The following is a 15,373-nucleotide window of genomic DNA, read 5'->3' as shown; positions in this document are numbered from 1 at the left end:
GGATCAGACTTCCTGAGAAAGCAGAATGAAAGGCATGTTCGTGGCGGCGGCGTGGTCGAGTGTCACGGTCGGTGACGCGCCGGCAGCCGTGTTGAGGTCGGCAATAAAGTAATCCGCAAAGCCGGCAGTTCCCGTCCTGAACGACGCAAGCGCTCTGGCAACCGCATCAGCTTCGCCGATGACGAGACGGTCGGACGAGATAAGTCCTTCGATAAGGGTGGCCAATCGCTCGCGATCGTAACCGGATTTGCGACGAAGTACCCAGACGAGCTCCACCAGCGTGATGGGATTGATGAACCCCTGCCGGCTCGTGGAAAGTCTTTCGTCGAAAAACTGCGCCACCTGTGGCGACCAAAGAGGGTCATCGTCCAGAAAATATCGAGCAAGAATATTGGTATCGAGACCGATCAAGGATCATCCTCCGAGCGACCGGGAGACGTCCGGCGGGCGACCGTCTCTGTGATCGCCTCCTCGATATCCATTGGCGGGCCGTCGTGCTTGCCGAAGATGCCGCGCAGATGCGAAAGATCGCTTTTCTTCGCCTCGACGGTGACCTTGCCCTCGTCATCAACGATGAACTGCACCGAGCCCCCAGGCTTCAGGCCGAGCGCCTGACGCACCTCGACCGGGATCGTTGCTTCGCCATCCGTCGATGTTTTGGCTTCGAACCTGCCCATTACCGTGCTCCGGCGCTATCGATAGCCCCTAGTTTACCGCAAAATTCCAGCGCAACCAATTCCGCTCCCGGCGGCGCACCCGCCTCAGTTCCCCTCCTCCATCAGGCCCTTCAGCTCCTCCGTCCGCTTCGCAGTCAGATCCGCCTGGCAGCCGTAGATCAGCATCGGCTCCATCGAGCCGCCGCGGGCCTGGAAGCCGTAGGAGGCGCACTGGGCGTCACGATAGGTGACCCAGGCGCGTTGTGCGGCGACCAGCGCCTTCTCCGCACCTGTCGTGGAGGGATCGGCATCCGCATCATGCGCCCGCGTCAGGTCGCGGGTCTTCTTGTATTGCGTGTTGAGAAGCTTGTCGGCGGCGATGAAGTCCTGCTCGGCGCAGTAGGTCAGTTCCATCTGAACCTGGGCGTTGTCGCAGTCCACATCAGGCCTGTCCTCGCCCGACGCCGGGGCATCGATCAGCAGCACGCAGCCACATGCGGCGAGAAGCGCCAGCGATTTCATAGGGCACCCATGATCTTCTGATGGAACCCGTAGACCTTGCGGGCGCCAGACAGCGGGATCAGCGTTACCGACCGGGTCTGACCCGGTTCGAAGCGAACGGCAGTGCCGGCGGGAATATCGAGCCGCATGCCCCGCGCCTTGTCGCGATCGAACGCAAGTCCGTTATTGGTCTCGCAGAAATGGTAGTGGCTGCCCACCTGCACCGGCCGGTCGCCGGTATTGGAGACCTCGATCGAAATCGTCGGGGCGCCGACATTGAGTTCGATCTCGCCTGCAACGGTAAAGACTTCACCGGGTATCATGGTCCACCTCCTCAGGCGCTCAATACTAGTTTCGGCTGGCAGCCTTCGGCCTTCAGAACACGCACCGTCGAGGCCGGATTGTTGACGAGTGCTGCGGCCGGGCGCACCGGACGACGCACCAGTTCACCATTGCAATTCGGGCAGATACCGGCAAGCACGCTCGTAGCGCAATCGACGCAATAGGTGCATTCGAACGTGCAGATCATCGCCTCGCGGCTGTCGGGCGCGAGATCCTTGTCGCAGCATTCGCAGTTGGGGCGCAGTTCGAGAGCCATGGCGAACCTCTCAGCGGATCGGTTCGTGCACGGTGACGAGCTTGGTCCCGTCCGGGAACGTCGCTTCCACCTGCACGTCGTGGATCATTTCAGGGATGCCATCCATCACCTGGTCGCGGGTGATGACATGCGCGCCCTCTTCCATCAAAGCGGCCACGGAGCGCCCATCGCGGGCGCCTTCCACCACGTAGTCGGTGATCAGCGCGATCGCTTCCGGATAGTTCAGCTTGACGCCCCGCTCCAGCCGACGGCGGGCAACGACCGCGGCCATGGAGATCAGAAGCTTGTCTTTTTCGCGTGGGGTGAGGTTCATGGGCGTCCCGCAATCGGCGTCATCAATGACAAATCAGATGTTCCAGACTTTCGGCACTGGCGCGCCGTTACGCAATACGGAAATTGCCGGTACCAGGATTTTTCTAAGCTCGAACCCGGTCGGCGCCGTGAGACGCGCAACGATCTTGCCGTTGAAGAAGCTGGCCCCGCCGGATGTGGGCCCGAGACAGTCCCGCAGCTTCGGAAACAGAGCTTCTGCCAGCGGTCCCGAATAGAACAATGTCGCGAACGCGACCTGGCCGGAGAGGACGGCGGCCGCTTCCGCCAGCCGCGCGATCTCGCCGTCGAAACGCATTTCTTCTGCGTGAATGAGCGAGCCAGCGCGCCGGACACGCCAGCGATCCCGGAAGAAACCGAGATTGACCGCTTCGCCCATCATCTTGCGGCCAAGAATGACGGCTTCGACGGCCAGGAACTCGGCGGTTTCGGCCAGATCCACATCAAGCCTTCGCGTCAGCGAGGCGCGGTCGAACAGTATGGTTTCCTGCGGCAACCAGTGGACGGAAGCGTTTTCGCCGACGGTGATATGAGTGGAGACGGAAGCGGTGTCTGCGGCCGCCTTGTAGATTTTCTCGTTGGCCTGCGTGGTGACCGAGAGGCGGGTGGAAGCGGATGCGGCGACGGACCAATCGATCACGTCGCCGCCCGTCAGTCCCCCTGACGTGTTGATGAGAATCGCCTCCATTTCAGGCGAAAAGGTTTCCGGAAGGCGTATTTTTGCGCAGCCCTCCTGGAAGAACTGGTCAAGCCGTGTGCGCCCGGCAAACGCCTTCGTTACAAGGCGTCCCGAACCCCTTGCCCGCTGCGGCGGGGTGTCGTCGGCTGAATGCTGCTGCACGTCGTGTCCTGCATGTTGATCTGTGTCGAGCAGTCAGACGCAACAGTCGTGCCAGACTTCGATCCGCTAGAGGATTTCGCCGGTGCCGCGGTGGCGACCATATCCGTCGTGTCGGCTTTCGAGAAGAAATCCCACATGCGGAAAGCCGGATCGACATTGGCGTCGAAGGCAGGCTTGGCCGGCACGACGCTCGAAACCTTGGTGACACCGGCAACGCCATCCTTGGCAGCAGCCATCACCGCTTCCCGGGCTTCGGAGGGCCTCGGCCAGTCATGCGTGCCCTTTTCGAAGACGTAGGTCGCGATACGGGCGCCGTTGGTGCAGGTGCCGTACATCGTGTAGGTCACGCCTTCGACAGTCTTTGCGTTACCGTTACCCTTGCAGCCGTCGAGATCGGTCCAGCGCTTGATCGCCGTCTTGAAACCATACTGCCAATAGGCGCTGCCGCCGCCGGCATAGGGGTTCTGCGCATCCTTTTCGCCCGCAAACGCCACGATCGAGATCGGCTTGGCCGGATTGCAGTTGGCGGCATCGGGCCCCCACTTGCCATCGGTCTCGACGGGACGACCGGCGCGCAGCGAATTGACGAAACCTGCCGCGACGAAATCGTCCTGACCGGAGCAGACATAAGCCGACAGCATGCGGCCGCCGCCGGAATAGCCGGACGCGAAGATGCGGTTCGGATCGACGCAAAGGTCTTCCTTCACCTCTTCGACGGCATCCTCGATAAAGGCGATCTCGTCCTGGCCGCCCTGGGCGCCATTAGGAAGAATAGCCTGGCTCACCTGCACATGCGGAACGTTCCAGCCATAGGTGCCCGGCGCCTTGCCGGACAGGCTGCCTTGCAGCGCCACGGCGATAAACCCGTTCTTTTCGGCAACCTTGTCCCAGGAAGAGCGCTTCAACTGGCCGACCGGATTGGAGTTGCTGCCGTGAAAATCGAACACGACGGGCAGTTTGTCCTTGCCTGTATAGGACGACGGCACGAAGTAGACGGCCTGGCGTTCGATACCGTCGGTCTCGATGGTGACCGGGTGGAGACCCGGCGTCATAGGCTGGCCACAGCCGGCAAAAGCGGCACCTGCGGCCAAGAAAAACGCTCCGGTCGCGGTGGCGCGAAGGGCGGAGCGGGAACGAGAACCAACAATGCGTTCAAAGACCATCAGCGCCTCATCATGGGGTGCGGGGGTTATCTACGATGTTCGGAAGATGCGTTCATCTGCTGTTCATCTAGCACACAGGCCCAGGCTTTGAAACCGCGTTAACGAATAGAAGCCATGCAAACATTGACCCCTAAACAGTTAGGTGTCGCCTTGCTTCTGCCGTATCCAGTGTCTCAGCGGCGCCTTCGTGCACGATCTCGCCACGATCCATAATATAGACATGATCTGCCAGCTCCCGGCAGAAGTCGAGATACTGTTCGACCAGCATAATCGCCATGCCGGTACTGTCGCGCAGGTAACGGATAGCCCGGCCGATATCCTTGATGATCGACGGCTGGATGCCTTCGGTCGGCTCGTCCAGCACCAGGATTTTCGGCCGCGTGACCATGGCGCGTCCGATCGCCAGCTGCTGCTGCTGGCCGCCGGACAGATCGCCGCCGCGGCGCCCGAGCATGGATTTGAGCACCGGGAACAGCGCGAAGATGTCGTCCGGGATGAACTTGTCCTTGCGCTCCAGCGGTGCGTAACCGCTTTGCAGGTTTTCCTGAACGGTGAGCAGCGGGAAGATTTCGCGCCCCTGCGGCACATAGCCGATGCCGTGCCTGGCGCGGTGATAGGGTGCAAGCCCGTTCAACGTCTCGCCCTGAAAGCTGATCGTCCCCGCTGACACCGGATGCTGCCCGGTGACGGCGCGCAGCAGCGACGACTTGCCGACGCCGTTGCGACCAAGCACGCAGGTGATCTTGCCCATATCGGCTTTGATCGACACGCCGCGCAGGGCCTGGGCTGCACCGTAATGGAGATTGACGTTTTCGACTGTCAGCATGGTCGGTCTCTTTTCTCTTTGTGTCGGCCGTTCGAGGATCGACAAGCTTGCCGCACCCCTTCACCTCCCCCTTGAGGGGGGAGGTCGCAGCGAAGCTGCGGGTGGGGGTGACCGCCGGGATCCCAAAGATCACCCCACCCCGGCGCTTTGCGCCGACCCTCCCCCTCAAGGGGAGGGTAATCCCTCACCGCCCCAGATAATTCTCGATCACCTTCGGATCGTTCGACACGAAATCGATCGAGCCTTCGGCCAGCACCGACCCTTCCGCGAGACACGTCACCTTGACGCCGAGATCACGGATGAAGCCCATGTCGTGTTCCACCACCACGACCGAGCGGGTCTTGGCGATTTCCTTCAGCAGCAATGCGGTCTCGGATGTCTCGGCATCCGTCATGCCGGCGACCGGCTCGTCGACCAGAAGCAGCTTCGGCTCCTGCGCCAGAAGCATGCCGATCTCGAGCCACTGTTTCTGGCCGTGCGAAAGATTGGCGGCATATTCGTTTTTGCGATGCGTCATGCGGATCGTCTCGAGGATCTCCTCGATGCGCGCCTCGTCGTCGGCAGACAGCGTATAGAACAGCGTGCCGAACACGGTGCGCGACCGGTTGAGCGCCAGTTCGAGATTGTCCCACACGGTGTGGCTTTCGAACACGGTCGGCTTCTGGAATTTGCGGCCGATGCCGAGCTGGGCGATATCGGCCTCGTCCTTCTTGGTGAGGTCGATCGTGTCTTCGAAGATCACCCGGCCGGTATCGGGACGCGTCTTGCCGGTGATGATATCCATCATCGTCGTCTTGCCGGCACCGTTCGGGCCGATGATGGCGCGAAGCTCTCCCGGTTCGACCACAAGCGACAGCGAGTTGATCGCCTTGAACCCGTCGAAGGAGACGGAGACGTCTTCGAGATAGAGCAGGCTTTTCGTGCGTGTTTCGGCAATCGTGTTCATCGTCTCACTCCGCTGCCTGAACCTGTCGGGCGACCGGGACCGCCCCGGCATCCCTGCCCTTTTCCGCCTCGACCGCTGCCTTCAGCGCCTTGCGGCCGGCAAAGCCGTGCTGGATGGTGCCGACGATGCCCCGCGGCAGGAACAGCGTGACGGCAATGAACAGGCCGCCCAGCGCAAACAGCCAGATCTCCGGAAAGGCGCCGGTGAAATAGCTTTTGCCGGCATTGACGAGGATGGCGCCGATGATCGGGCCGATCAGCGTGCCGCGGCCGCCGACCGCCGTCCAGACGACGACTTCGATCGAGTTGGCGGGGGCAAATTCGCCCGGATTGATGATGCCGACCTGCGGCACGAACAGCGCACCGGCAATGCCGGCAAACATGGCCGAAACGACGAATGTGAAGAGCTTGATATTCTCCACCCGGAAGCCGAGGAAGCGGACGCGGCTTTCCGCATCGCGGACGCCAACCAGCACCTTGCCGAATTTCGAGCGGGTGATGGCCGAGGCGACCAGCAGGCAGAGCGCCAGCATGATGGCCGAAATCGCAAACAGCGCCGCACGGGTGCCGCCGGCCTGCACGTTGAAGCCGAGGATTTCCTTGAAATCTGTCAGGCCGTTATTGCCGCCGAACCCCATGTCGTTGCGGAAGAAGGCAAGCAGAAGCGCATAGGTCATCGCCTGGGTGATGATCGACAGGTAGACGCCGTTGACGCGGCTGCGGAAGGCGAACCAGCCGAACACGAAGGCAAGCAGGCCCGGCACGACCAGAACCATCAGCATCGCAAAGGCGAAGTGATCGAACCCGTACCAGAACCAGGGCAGTTCCTTCCAGTTGAGGAAGACCATGAAATCGGGCAGCAGCGGATTGCCGTAGGTGCCGCGCGAGCCGATCTGGCGCATCAGATACATACCCATCGCATAGCCGCCGAGCGCAAAGAACGCGCCGTGGCCGAGCGAGAGGATGCCGCAATAGCCCCAGACCAGATCCAGCGCCAGCGCCAACAGCGCATAGCAGAGATACTTGCCCATCAGCGCCATCGCATAGGTCGGGATGTGGAGCGCGCTGTCGGGCGACGTCAGGAGATTGAGCGCCGGGACGAGAATGGCGACGCCGAGCAGGATGGCGATGGCCACGACGATCTTGCCTTCGAGTGCACGCAGAATGAAGCCGGTAATCATGCTTCGATCGCCCTTCCCTTGAGCGCGAAAAGACCGCGCGGACGTTTCTGGATGAAGAGGATGATGAGAACCAGAACCAGGATCTTGCCGAGAACGGCACCGACCGAGGGTTCGAGGAACTTGTTGAGCACCCCGAGCGAAAGTGCCCCGACCAGCGTGCCCCAGAGATTGCCGACGCCGCCGAACACCACGACCATGAAACTGTCGATAATGTAGCTCTGGCCGAGATTGGGCGAGACGTTGTCGATTTGGCTGAGCGCGACGCCCGCAATGCCGGCGATGCCGGAGCCGAGCGCGAAGGTCAGCGCGTCGACCCATGGCGTGCGGATGCCCATGGAGGATGCCATGCGACGGTTCTGGGTGACGGCGCGCATGTTGAGGCCGAAGGCGGATTTCTTCATCACCACCAGCAGCGCGAAGAAGATCGACAGCGAGAAGATGACGATCCACATGCGGTTCCAGGTGATCGTCATGCCGCCGAGCGGAAACGAACCGGACATCCAGGACGGGTTGCCGACTTCCTTGTTGGTGGGGCCGAAGATGGAGCGGATCGTCTGCTGCAGGATCAGCGACACGCCCCAGGTGGCGAGCAGGGTTTCCAACGGCCGACCATAGAGAAAGCGGATGATACCGCGCTCCACGACGAAGCCGACGGCGCCGGTCACGAGAAAGGCCACCGGCAGCGCAATCGTCAGCGACCAGTCGAACAGGCCGGGCGCGTGGCCGCGGATCACTTCCTGCACCATATAGGTGGAATAGGCGCCGAGCATGACCATTTCGCCATGCGCCATGTTGATGATGCCCATCACGCCGAAGGTGATGGCAAGACCGATCGCGGCCAAGAGCAGCACGGAACCGAGCGACACGCCGTACCAGACGTTCTGGGCCATATCCCACAGCTGCTGCTCGTTCTGGATGGCTTTGATCGCCGCATCGAGATCGGCCTTCAGGCTCGGATCGATGGTTGACGAGACCGAACTGAGAATGCCGAGCGCACTGCGCCCGCCAAGATTGCCCATGGTCTGGATGGCGGCGCGCTTTTCGTCGAGCGAGCGGTCGGAGGAGAGCACCGAGACGGCGCGCGCCTCTTCCATGCGGAATTTGACGTCGCGGTCGGTTTCCTTGGCAATCGCAGCCTCGACCAGATCCAGCGCCTCCGCACTCGGCGACAAAAGGATCGCATCGGCTGCGGCAAGACGGACACCGCGATCCGGGCTCATCAGCGTCAGACCGCCAAGCGCTGCACGAATGGCGCGCCGCAGCGTATTGTTGACGCGGATCTTGGTGACTGCCCCCTTGGCGACCTGGCCGGCACTTTCCGCCGTCACCGGATCGATGAGATCGAGCTGCGCGCCGGCGGGTTTTGCCACGAACACGGCCTTGTCCGCCTTGCGGAAATAGAGATCACCCTCGGCAAAAGCCTCAAGCGCCGGCACAACGCGGATATCGCCACTGGTGGCGATCTGAGCGACGATCGATTCAGCCTGGCCGAAATCGGCATCGGCGAGCTGGTTAAAAAGCGGCTTCGGATCAGCCCCTTGCGAAAATGCTGGCGCTGCAAACGAAAAGATCAGAAAAATCAGCGTGAAAAAACGGATAGGCATATCTTTGTCCCCCGGATGGCCGCGTGGGGCGGAGGGCTCGATCGCCCCTCATCCGCCTGCCGGCACCTTCTCCCCGCCAGCGGGGAAAAGGATGATCGTCACGCCCTCACCGCCCCCCGGTCACGCTCTCGCGTGCCCAAGTCCCCTCGCCCCGCTTGCGGGGAGAGGGTTAGGGTGAGGGGCAACCTTAACTATGGCCGAGACTGGATCAGCTGCCGCCCTTGCCGCCGCACTTGCCGGTTGCAACGTTGAAGTTGCCGCAGGACATCGGCTTGCGCCAATCGGAGATCAGGTTCTTGGAGTCCGGCAGGTAATCCGACCATTCGTCACCGACGACGGCAGGGGTTTCCTGGACGATTTCGAACTGGCCATCGGCCTGGATTTCACCGATCAGCACCGGCTTGGTGATGTGGTGGTTCGGCATGACGGTGGAGTAACCGCCCGACAGGTTCGGCACCGAAACGCCGATGATGGAGTCGAGAACCGCGTTCGTGTCGGTCGTGCCGGCGGATTCGACGGCCTTAACCCAGGCCTGGAAACCGATATAGGCGGCTTCCATCGGATCGTTGGTCACGCGCTTGTCGTTCTTGGTAAAGGCGTGCCATTCCTTGATGAAGGACGCATTGACCTCGGCATCGACGGACTGGAAATAGTTCCAGGCGGCGAGATGGCCGACCAGCGGCTTGGTGTCGAGACCGGCAAGCTCTTCTTCGCCGACCGAGAATGCCACGACCGGAATGTCTTCGGCCTTGATGCCCTGGTTGCCGAGTTCCTTGTAGAACGGCACGTTTGCGTCACCGTTGATGGTGGAAACAACGGCGGTCTTCTTGCCGGCAGAGCCGAACTTCTTGATGTCGGAAACGATGGTCTGCCAGTCGGAATGACCGAACGGCGTGTAGTTGACCATGATATCGGCCTCGGCGACGCCCTTCGACATCAGATAGGCCTTGAGGATCTTGTTGGTCGTCTGCGGATAGACATAGTCGGTGCCGGCGAGAACCCAGCGCTGGACGCCTTCTTCCTTGGCGAGATAATCGACCGCAGGAATGGCCTGCTGGTTCGGCGCAGCGCCCGTGTAGAAGATGTTGCGCGAGGATTCTTCACCCTCGTACTGGACCGGGTAGAACAGGATCGAGTTCAGTTCTTCGAAGACAGGAAGAACCGACTTGCGCGACGACGAGGTCCAGCAACCGAACACGGCTGCAACCTTGTCCTGGCTGATCAGCTGGCGGGCCTTTTCGGCAAACAGCGGCCAGTCGGAGGCCGGATCGACGACGACGGCCTCGAGCTTCTTGCCGAGAACGCCGCCCTTCTTGTTCTGCTCTTCCACCATCATCAGCATGGCGTCTTTCAGCGTCGTCTCGGAAATCGCCATCGTACCGGACAGCGAATGCAGGACGCCGATCTTGATCGTATCGTCGGCAGCGTATGCGCCCGAAAGCGCCGTGGCGGACATGGCAGCGGCAAGCAGCGCGCCGGTAAGTTTCACCCTGAATGTCATTGGTCGAACCCCTCTTCTTGTTCGTTCAAGCAACCGGAGATTTAACCGTTGCTTAACCGGACTATCGGCTGCTGCACCGCAAAACCGTATACGTCGAATGACGTATCGGGAGGGGTGAACCGGCCCGTTGGAGGGCAAGTCCTCTCCAGTCTGACAGTTTGCTGACAGCGGCACTCAGTGGCCTGTCAGGGCCCCCATGGCATTCTGCACTCGTCAACCAAATACGAGAGGAAACATGCCATGAAAACGAAACTTGCTCTGACGACCTTCGCCGCCGCACTCGCCCTCACCGCATCGCTGCCACTGGTCCAGGCAGCCGTTCCCTTTGCCGGCACATCCGCAGCCTTTGCCCGCCAGGGTGCGGACGATGGTCCGAACCATGATGCCAATGACGACAAGGGTGGCAAGCGCGGCGGCAAGAGCCGCGACGACGCTGCAACCCATGACAAGAACGACGACAAGGGCGGAAAGCGCGGCGGCAAGAGCAGCGATGACTCTGCAAACCACAACAAGAACGACCACAAGGGCGGCACGCGCGGCGGCCACAAATAGGCTTTGTCCGACCACTGTCCGCACCCCCGCCGGATGCCGGCGGGGGTGCGGCCGTTTGCAGCAACATCGCCATCATGGCAGAGTAGTGTTTCGCGGCTCAAAAGCGCTGCCACACAGTCCTATCCGGAGTATCAATGGGCGTGACCCGTCGTATCTGTCTTGCTGCGCTGCTCGCGGCCACACTCGGGTCGGCGATTGTCGCACCCGTTGCGCCCGCATTCGCCAAGGACGGCGATGGCGGCAGCGATGGCGGCGGATCTTCCGGTTCGGGCGGTAGCGGCTCGGGCAATGACGGCGGTGGCGATGATGGCGATAACCACGGCGGTGATGACGATGGCGGTGATGACCACGGCAAGGACGGTGCGGGAGGCCATGACGCTTCGGGGGGCGGCTATGGCCCAAACGATTCCGATCGGGCCCGCGATGCGGTTCGCAGCGGTCAGATCATGCCGCTAAAGACGATGCTGAGAAAGATCGACGCCACCAGGTATGGTCGCATCATCGACATCCGTCTCAGCCGCTCGCCGTCGCGCGACGTCTATCAATTGAAACTGCGTGACAACACCGGTGCCATCCGCACCCTGCGAGTCGATGCGAGAAGCGGCTCGCTGCTGGGAGGCGGTTGATATCATGAAGATCCTGCTTGCCGAAGACGACCCCCAGATCGCAGCGCTCGTCGTCGAGAAGCTCAGTCGCGAGGGCTATTTCGTCGAAACTCTGTCGAACGGACCAGACATTTGGGAACGGGGCGAGACAGGCGACCATGCAGCCATCATCCTAGATCTCGGCCTGCCGGGGATGGACGGGCTTTCAATTCTCAAGCGCTGGCGGGCAAGCGGCGTCGAAACGCCCGTCCTCGTGCTGACGGCGCGCGGTTCGTGGATGGAACGCGTCGATGGCTTCGACGCGGGCGCCGACGACTACCTGCCGAAACCGTTTCGCAGCGAGGAGCTGCTCGCCCGGCTGAAGGCGCTGCTTCGCCGAACCGGCAAGGTTCAGGCCCGCGTCAAATCGGCCGACCGGTTCACGCTGGACGAGCAGGCCCGCCGCGTGACGTTCGACGGACGCGAGCTGGATCTGAGCCCTCTGGAATACCGGATGATTTCCCTGTTCATTGACCGTCCGGGTGCCGTCCTGACGCCGGCGGAGCTTGCAAGCCAGGTTCAGGGCCGCGACGACGACGCCGCCAAGAACGCCGTCGAGGCGATGGTTGCCCGCTTGCGCAAGAAAACCGACAGCGACGCGATCGAGACCCGCCGTGGCTTTGGATACGTTCTGCCGGAGAAACGCCCGTGATCCGCTCCTTACGTTTCCGTCTGGCAATCGGTGCCCTGATATCGATCGGCGTGGCCCTGTGGCTCGCCTGGTTCGTGCTCGGTCACCTGTTCGAGGACTATGTCGCCGACCAGTATTCCGCGGAGATGACGGCCGTCTCGGACGCGCTCGGCGCCCGGCTGACCATTCAGCAGAACGGTCTCTCCCTGGCCAGCGAGCCGTCCGATGCACGCTTCCAGATCCCCGCCGGCGGCCTCTACTGGCAGATATCGCCCGCAGACGGGAAACCTCCGCTGCGCTCCCGCTCGCTTTGGGACCAGGAACTTTCGCGGCAGTTGTTTTCTCCCGATCTCTATTGCGGCTTCTACCAGACCGAGGGACCCGATGGTGGCACGATCCTGATCACGGTCAGGGACATGTCGATCGGCGAAGGCGAAGCCCTGCAGCGCTTCACCCTCTACACCGCCTTCTCCAAGAACGACATGGAGGAAGCGCTCGCCACCTATCACCGGCCGCTGGTCATGATGCTGGTTGCCATCGGTGCCCTGCTTTTCCTTGCCGCACTCCTCCAGAGCCTCGTCGGTCTGAGGCCGCTTTCTCGCCTGCGCCAGGATGTAGCCGATATCCGGGCGGGTCGCCTGCCGAGCATCGGTGCGCAGGGGCCAAGCGAAGTCACGCCGCTCGTCAACGAGATCAACCTTCTTCTGTCGGAGCGGGAAAATGCCGTCGAGAGGGCGCGCGCCCGGGCAAGCGATCTTGCACACGGCCTGAAAACGCCACTGACCGTCCTGTCCCATCTCGTCGAGGATCTGCCGGGCGCCCGTCGCGAAACAGCCCTGCAGCAGATCGAGCTGGTGCGCCAGCGCGCCGACCGGCAGCTGCAGGCCGCACGAATGGGCGTCGAACAGATGGCGACGACATCGCTTCTCGGTATTTCGGGAAAGCTTGTGAGCGTGCTGTCGCCCGTCACCGAAAACCGCGGGATCGACTGGGAGCTCGATATCGATCCGGCGCTCACGGTCCAGGCGGACCCGGCCGACGCAGCCGAAGCGATCGGCAACATTCTCGACAACGCTGTCCGTTTTGCAAGACACCGCATCGCGCTGACGGCATCGAGGGGCGATGGCGGGATGGTGTTTCTGCGTATCGCGGACGATGGCCCGGGCGTCACGCCGGAGCGTTACGCCTCCATGCTGAAGCGCGGTGTCCGCGGCCAGCAGGAGGAAGACAACGATGGCGCCGGAACAGGCCTTGGCCTGGCGATTTCCGGCGACATCGCAAATGCTTACGGCGGGAAGCTGAGCCTCTCCCGGTCGCATATGGGAGGTCTTGAAGCCGTCCTGTGTCTGCCGGCGACCAAGGAGATCGCGGCATGACGACGGAGCGGATTACTTCTTTTTGGTGTTGCTTTCGGCCGACTTGACCTGCGAACCCAAAGTCGGCGCAGCCGCTGGAGCGGCCTTGTCCTTCTTGGGTTTGCGCGTTTCCTTGTTGCCGCGTACCTGACCCTTGGCCATGACCTATCTCCTCATGTTGATGGTGAAGCATAGCCTCTGATCCGGGTAAAATAGCAAGCGTTATTACACCGGTTTGATAGGGCATTTTCCGACGCTTGATCGCAAACTCACACTCGGACGGGAACAATTCACCGTCTGATGCAATTGCCCCGGATCGATCGAAGCCGTGGAGCATCCCGTGATCAACGACCTCTGGTACAAAAATGCCGTCTTCTATTGCCTCAATGTCGAAACCTTCATGGATTCCAACGGCGACGGGGTCGGTGATTTTCAAGGGGTGCAGCGGCGCCTGGACTACCTCGCCGGCCTCGGCGTGACCGCGATCTGGCTGATGCCGTTCCAGGCGTCTCCCGGCCGCGACGACGGATATGATGTCTCAGACTATTACAACGTCGATCCCCGCTACGGCACGCTCGGCGATTTCGTCGAGTTCACCCACAGTGCCAAGCAACGCGGCATCCGTGTCCTGATCGATCTCGTCGTCAACCACACATCGGACGAACATCCCTGGTTCAAGGAAGCCCGTGCCGACAAGAATTCGCGCTACCGCGACTGGTATGTCTGGTCGAAGACGAAACCGGCCAATGCCGATGAGGGCATGGTGTTTCCGGGCATCCAGAAGACGACCTGGACGCGCGACAAGGCCTCCGGCGAGTACTATTTCCACCGCTTCTACGAATTCCAGCCGGATCTCAACACCGCCAACCCGCATGTGCAGGCCGAGATCCTGAAGATCATGGGCTTCTGGCTGCAGCTTGGTGTCTCAGGCTTCCGCATGGATGCCGTGCCCTTCGTGATTGCCGAAAAGGGCGCCGACATCAAAAAGCCGAAGGAGCAGTTCGACATGCTGCGGTCCTTCCGCGAGTTCCTGCAATGGCGCCAGGGTGACAGCATCATTCTCGCCGAAGCGAATGTCGTTCCCAAGGAGAACTTGCAATATTTCGGCGACGACGGCGACCGGATGCAGATGATGTTCAACTTCCACGTCAACCAGTCGCTGTTTTACGCGATGGCCAGCGCCGACGTGCGGCCACTGGCAAAGGCGATGAACGACACCAAGGAACGCCCGGCGACCGGCCAGTGGGGCATTTTCCTGCGCAACCACGACGAACTCGACCTCGGCCGCCTGACCGACAAGCAGCGCCAGACGGTGTTCGACAAGATGGGTCCGGACAAGGACATGCAGCTCTACGACCGCGGTATTCGCCGCCGTCTGGCGCCGATGCTGGGTGGCGATCCGCGCCGGCTGAAACTCGCCTACAGCCTGATGTATTCCCTACCCGGCACGCCGGTTCTGCGCTACGGCGACGAAATCGGCATGGGCGACGACCTGTCGCTGCCGGAGCGCAACTGCGCCCGCACGCCGATGCAGTGGTCGAACGAGCCTCAGGGCGGCTTCACCAAGAGCGACAAACCGATCCTGCCTGTCATCCACGAGGGCCCTTACGGCTTCGACCACGTCAACGTCGCCATCCAGCGTCGCGATCCCGATTCCATGCTCAACTGGACGGAGCGGATGATCCGCATGCGCAAGGAAGCGCCTGAGATCGGCTGGGGCACGTTCGAATGCCTCGATACCGGCGATGACGGTGTGCTCGCCATGCGATACGACTGGCGCGACAATGCGCTGGTGATCCTCCACAATTTCCACGACCGGCCGGTGGAGATCACCTTCGACGTGGGCCTCGAGGATGCGGGGCGCAACCTGATCGATATCGCCGACGACTCGGACAGCACAGCGGACGACAAAGGCAAGCATCACATCGTGATCGAGCCCTATGGCTATCGCTGGTATCGCGCCGGTGGGCTGGATTACCTGCTGAAGCGCAGCGAGGTGTGAGCGGCGGTAAAACCGCCCTTGCAAAACGCTGCACCAAAGTCGA

Annotated in this window: 19 protein-coding genes; 5 read left to right on the top strand and 14 right to left on the bottom strand. The window is 61.8% G+C overall.

Annotation, left to right across the window (positions count from 1 at the left end):
• Positions 1 to 3: 3 nt before the first annotated feature.
• The 13 genes from BLW69_RS04340 to urtA all read right to left on the bottom strand — a co-directional run bounded on the left by BLW69_RS04340 (position 4) and on the right by urtA (position 10,146).
• On the bottom strand, positions 4 to 411 hold the full coding sequence (locus BLW69_RS04340) for a PIN domain-containing protein (protein ID WP_092660151.1): 408 nt from the start codon (positions 409 to 411) through the stop codon (positions 4 to 6).
• Positions 408 to 677: an AbrB/MazE/SpoVT family DNA-binding domain-containing protein gene (locus tag BLW69_RS04335; RefSeq protein WP_092660149.1), complete on the bottom strand. Its 270-nt coding sequence runs from the start codon at positions 675 to 677 to the stop codon at positions 408 to 410. Before BLW69_RS04335 ends, BLW69_RS04340 begins: the two co-directional genes overlap by 4 nt.
• Before the next feature lie 84 nt (positions 678 to 761).
• Positions 762 to 1,178: a lysozyme inhibitor LprI family protein gene (locus BLW69_RS04330; protein ID WP_092660147.1), complete on the bottom strand. Its 417-nt coding sequence runs from the start codon at positions 1,176 to 1,178 to the stop codon at positions 762 to 764.
• Complete coding sequence (locus BLW69_RS04325) at positions 1,175 to 1,480, bottom strand: urease subunit beta (protein ID WP_092660145.1); 306 nt, start codon at positions 1,478 to 1,480, stop codon at positions 1,175 to 1,177. The genes BLW69_RS04330 and BLW69_RS04325 overlap by 4 nt, the downstream gene beginning before the upstream one ends.
• Positions 1,481 to 1,491: 11 nt before the next feature.
• The gene (locus BLW69_RS04320) at positions 1,492 to 1,755 is read right to left on the bottom strand and encodes a DUF1272 domain-containing protein (RefSeq protein ID WP_092660143.1); all 264 of its coding nucleotides are present in this window, start codon (positions 1,753 to 1,755) and stop codon (positions 1,492 to 1,494) included.
• A gap of 10 nt (positions 1,756 to 1,765) precedes the next feature.
• The gene (locus BLW69_RS04315; RefSeq protein ID WP_062455242.1) at positions 1,766 to 2,068 is read right to left on the bottom strand and encodes an urease subunit gamma; all 303 of its coding nucleotides are present in this window, start codon (positions 2,066 to 2,068) and stop codon (positions 1,766 to 1,768) included.
• Positions 2,069 to 2,101: 33 nt separating this feature from the next.
• A complete protein-coding gene (locus BLW69_RS04310) occupies positions 2,102 to 2,926 on the bottom strand; it encodes an urease accessory protein UreD (RefSeq protein ID WP_062455240.1) in 825 nt (274 codons plus the stop codon).
• A complete protein-coding gene (locus BLW69_RS04305) occupies positions 2,863 to 4,017 on the bottom strand; it encodes a CE1 family esterase (RefSeq protein ID WP_139283788.1) in 1,155 nt (384 codons plus the stop codon). Before BLW69_RS04305 ends, BLW69_RS04310 begins: the two co-directional genes overlap by 64 nt.
• A 202-nt stretch (positions 4,018 to 4,219) precedes the next feature.
• Positions 4,220 to 4,915 (bottom strand): urea ABC transporter ATP-binding subunit UrtE, encoded by a 696-nt coding sequence (gene urtE / locus BLW69_RS04300; RefSeq protein WP_092660139.1) that lies wholly within the window; start codon positions 4,913 to 4,915, stop codon positions 4,220 to 4,222.
• A gap of 184 nt (positions 4,916 to 5,099) precedes the next feature.
• Positions 5,100 to 5,861 carry an urea ABC transporter ATP-binding protein UrtD gene (urtD, locus tag BLW69_RS04295; protein ID WP_092660137.1) on the bottom strand — a complete coding sequence of 254 codons (762 nt, stop codon included), beginning with the start codon at positions 5,859 to 5,861 and terminating at the stop codon, positions 5,100 to 5,102.
• A 4-nt stretch (positions 5,862 to 5,865) separates the two neighbouring features.
• A complete protein-coding gene (urtC, locus tag BLW69_RS04290) occupies positions 5,866 to 7,041 on the bottom strand; it encodes an urea ABC transporter permease subunit UrtC (RefSeq protein WP_092660135.1) in 1,176 nt (391 codons plus the stop codon).
• Positions 7,038 to 8,645, bottom strand: coding sequence for an urea ABC transporter permease subunit UrtB (gene urtB, locus BLW69_RS04285; RefSeq protein ID WP_092660133.1), 1,608 nt, complete (start codon positions 8,643 to 8,645; stop codon positions 7,038 to 7,040). Before urtB ends, urtC begins: the two co-directional genes overlap by 4 nt.
• Positions 8,646 to 8,853: 208 nt before the next feature.
• Complete coding sequence (urtA, locus tag BLW69_RS04280; RefSeq protein WP_092660131.1) at positions 8,854 to 10,146, bottom strand: urea ABC transporter substrate-binding protein; 1,293 nt, start codon at positions 10,144 to 10,146, stop codon at positions 8,854 to 8,856.
• Between the two features lie 240 nt (positions 10,147 to 10,386).
• Between urtA and BLW69_RS04275 the strand changes: the two genes are divergently transcribed.
• From BLW69_RS04275 to BLW69_RS04260, 4 genes are all read left to right on the top strand, one after another.
• On the top strand, positions 10,387 to 10,698 hold the full coding sequence (locus tag BLW69_RS04275) for a hypothetical protein (RefSeq protein ID WP_092660129.1): 312 nt from the start codon (positions 10,387 to 10,389) through the stop codon (positions 10,696 to 10,698).
• Positions 10,699 to 10,832: 134 nt separating this feature from the next.
• The gene (locus tag BLW69_RS04270; RefSeq protein WP_092660127.1) at positions 10,833 to 11,324 is read left to right on the top strand and encodes a PepSY domain-containing protein; all 492 of its coding nucleotides are present in this window, start codon (positions 10,833 to 10,835) and stop codon (positions 11,322 to 11,324) included.
• 4 nt (positions 11,325 to 11,328) lie between these two features.
• Complete coding sequence (locus tag BLW69_RS04265; RefSeq protein ID WP_062582661.1) at positions 11,329 to 11,994, top strand: response regulator transcription factor; 666 nt, start codon at positions 11,329 to 11,331, stop codon at positions 11,992 to 11,994.
• Complete coding sequence (locus BLW69_RS04260) at positions 11,991 to 13,349, top strand: sensor histidine kinase (protein WP_092660125.1); 1,359 nt, start codon at positions 11,991 to 11,993, stop codon at positions 13,347 to 13,349. Before BLW69_RS04265 ends, BLW69_RS04260 begins: the two co-directional genes overlap by 4 nt.
• Before the next feature lie 12 nt (positions 13,350 to 13,361).
• Here BLW69_RS04260 and BLW69_RS23080 read toward each other — a convergent pair whose 3' ends face one another.
• Complete coding sequence (locus tag BLW69_RS23080; protein WP_256413792.1) at positions 13,362 to 13,490, bottom strand: hypothetical protein; 129 nt, start codon at positions 13,488 to 13,490, stop codon at positions 13,362 to 13,364.
• Between the two features lie 178 nt (positions 13,491 to 13,668).
• On the opposite strand from BLW69_RS23080, the gene BLW69_RS04255 reads away from it, so the two are divergent.
• Positions 13,669 to 15,330 carry an alpha-amylase family protein gene (locus BLW69_RS04255; protein ID WP_092660124.1) on the top strand — a complete coding sequence of 554 codons (1,662 nt, stop codon included), beginning with the start codon at positions 13,669 to 13,671 and terminating at the stop codon, positions 15,328 to 15,330.
• Positions 15,331 to 15,373: the final 43 nt, after the last annotated feature.

Origin of the sequence: Rhizobium sp. NFR12 (assembly GCF_900108545.1) — a bacterium.
In the GTDB taxonomy this organism is placed as follows: domain Bacteria; phylum Pseudomonadota; class Alphaproteobacteria; order Rhizobiales; family Rhizobiaceae; genus Neorhizobium; species Neorhizobium soli.
The sequence above is the reverse complement of the archived record's forward strand: the minus strand, read 5'-3'. Positions and strand labels throughout refer to the sequence as shown.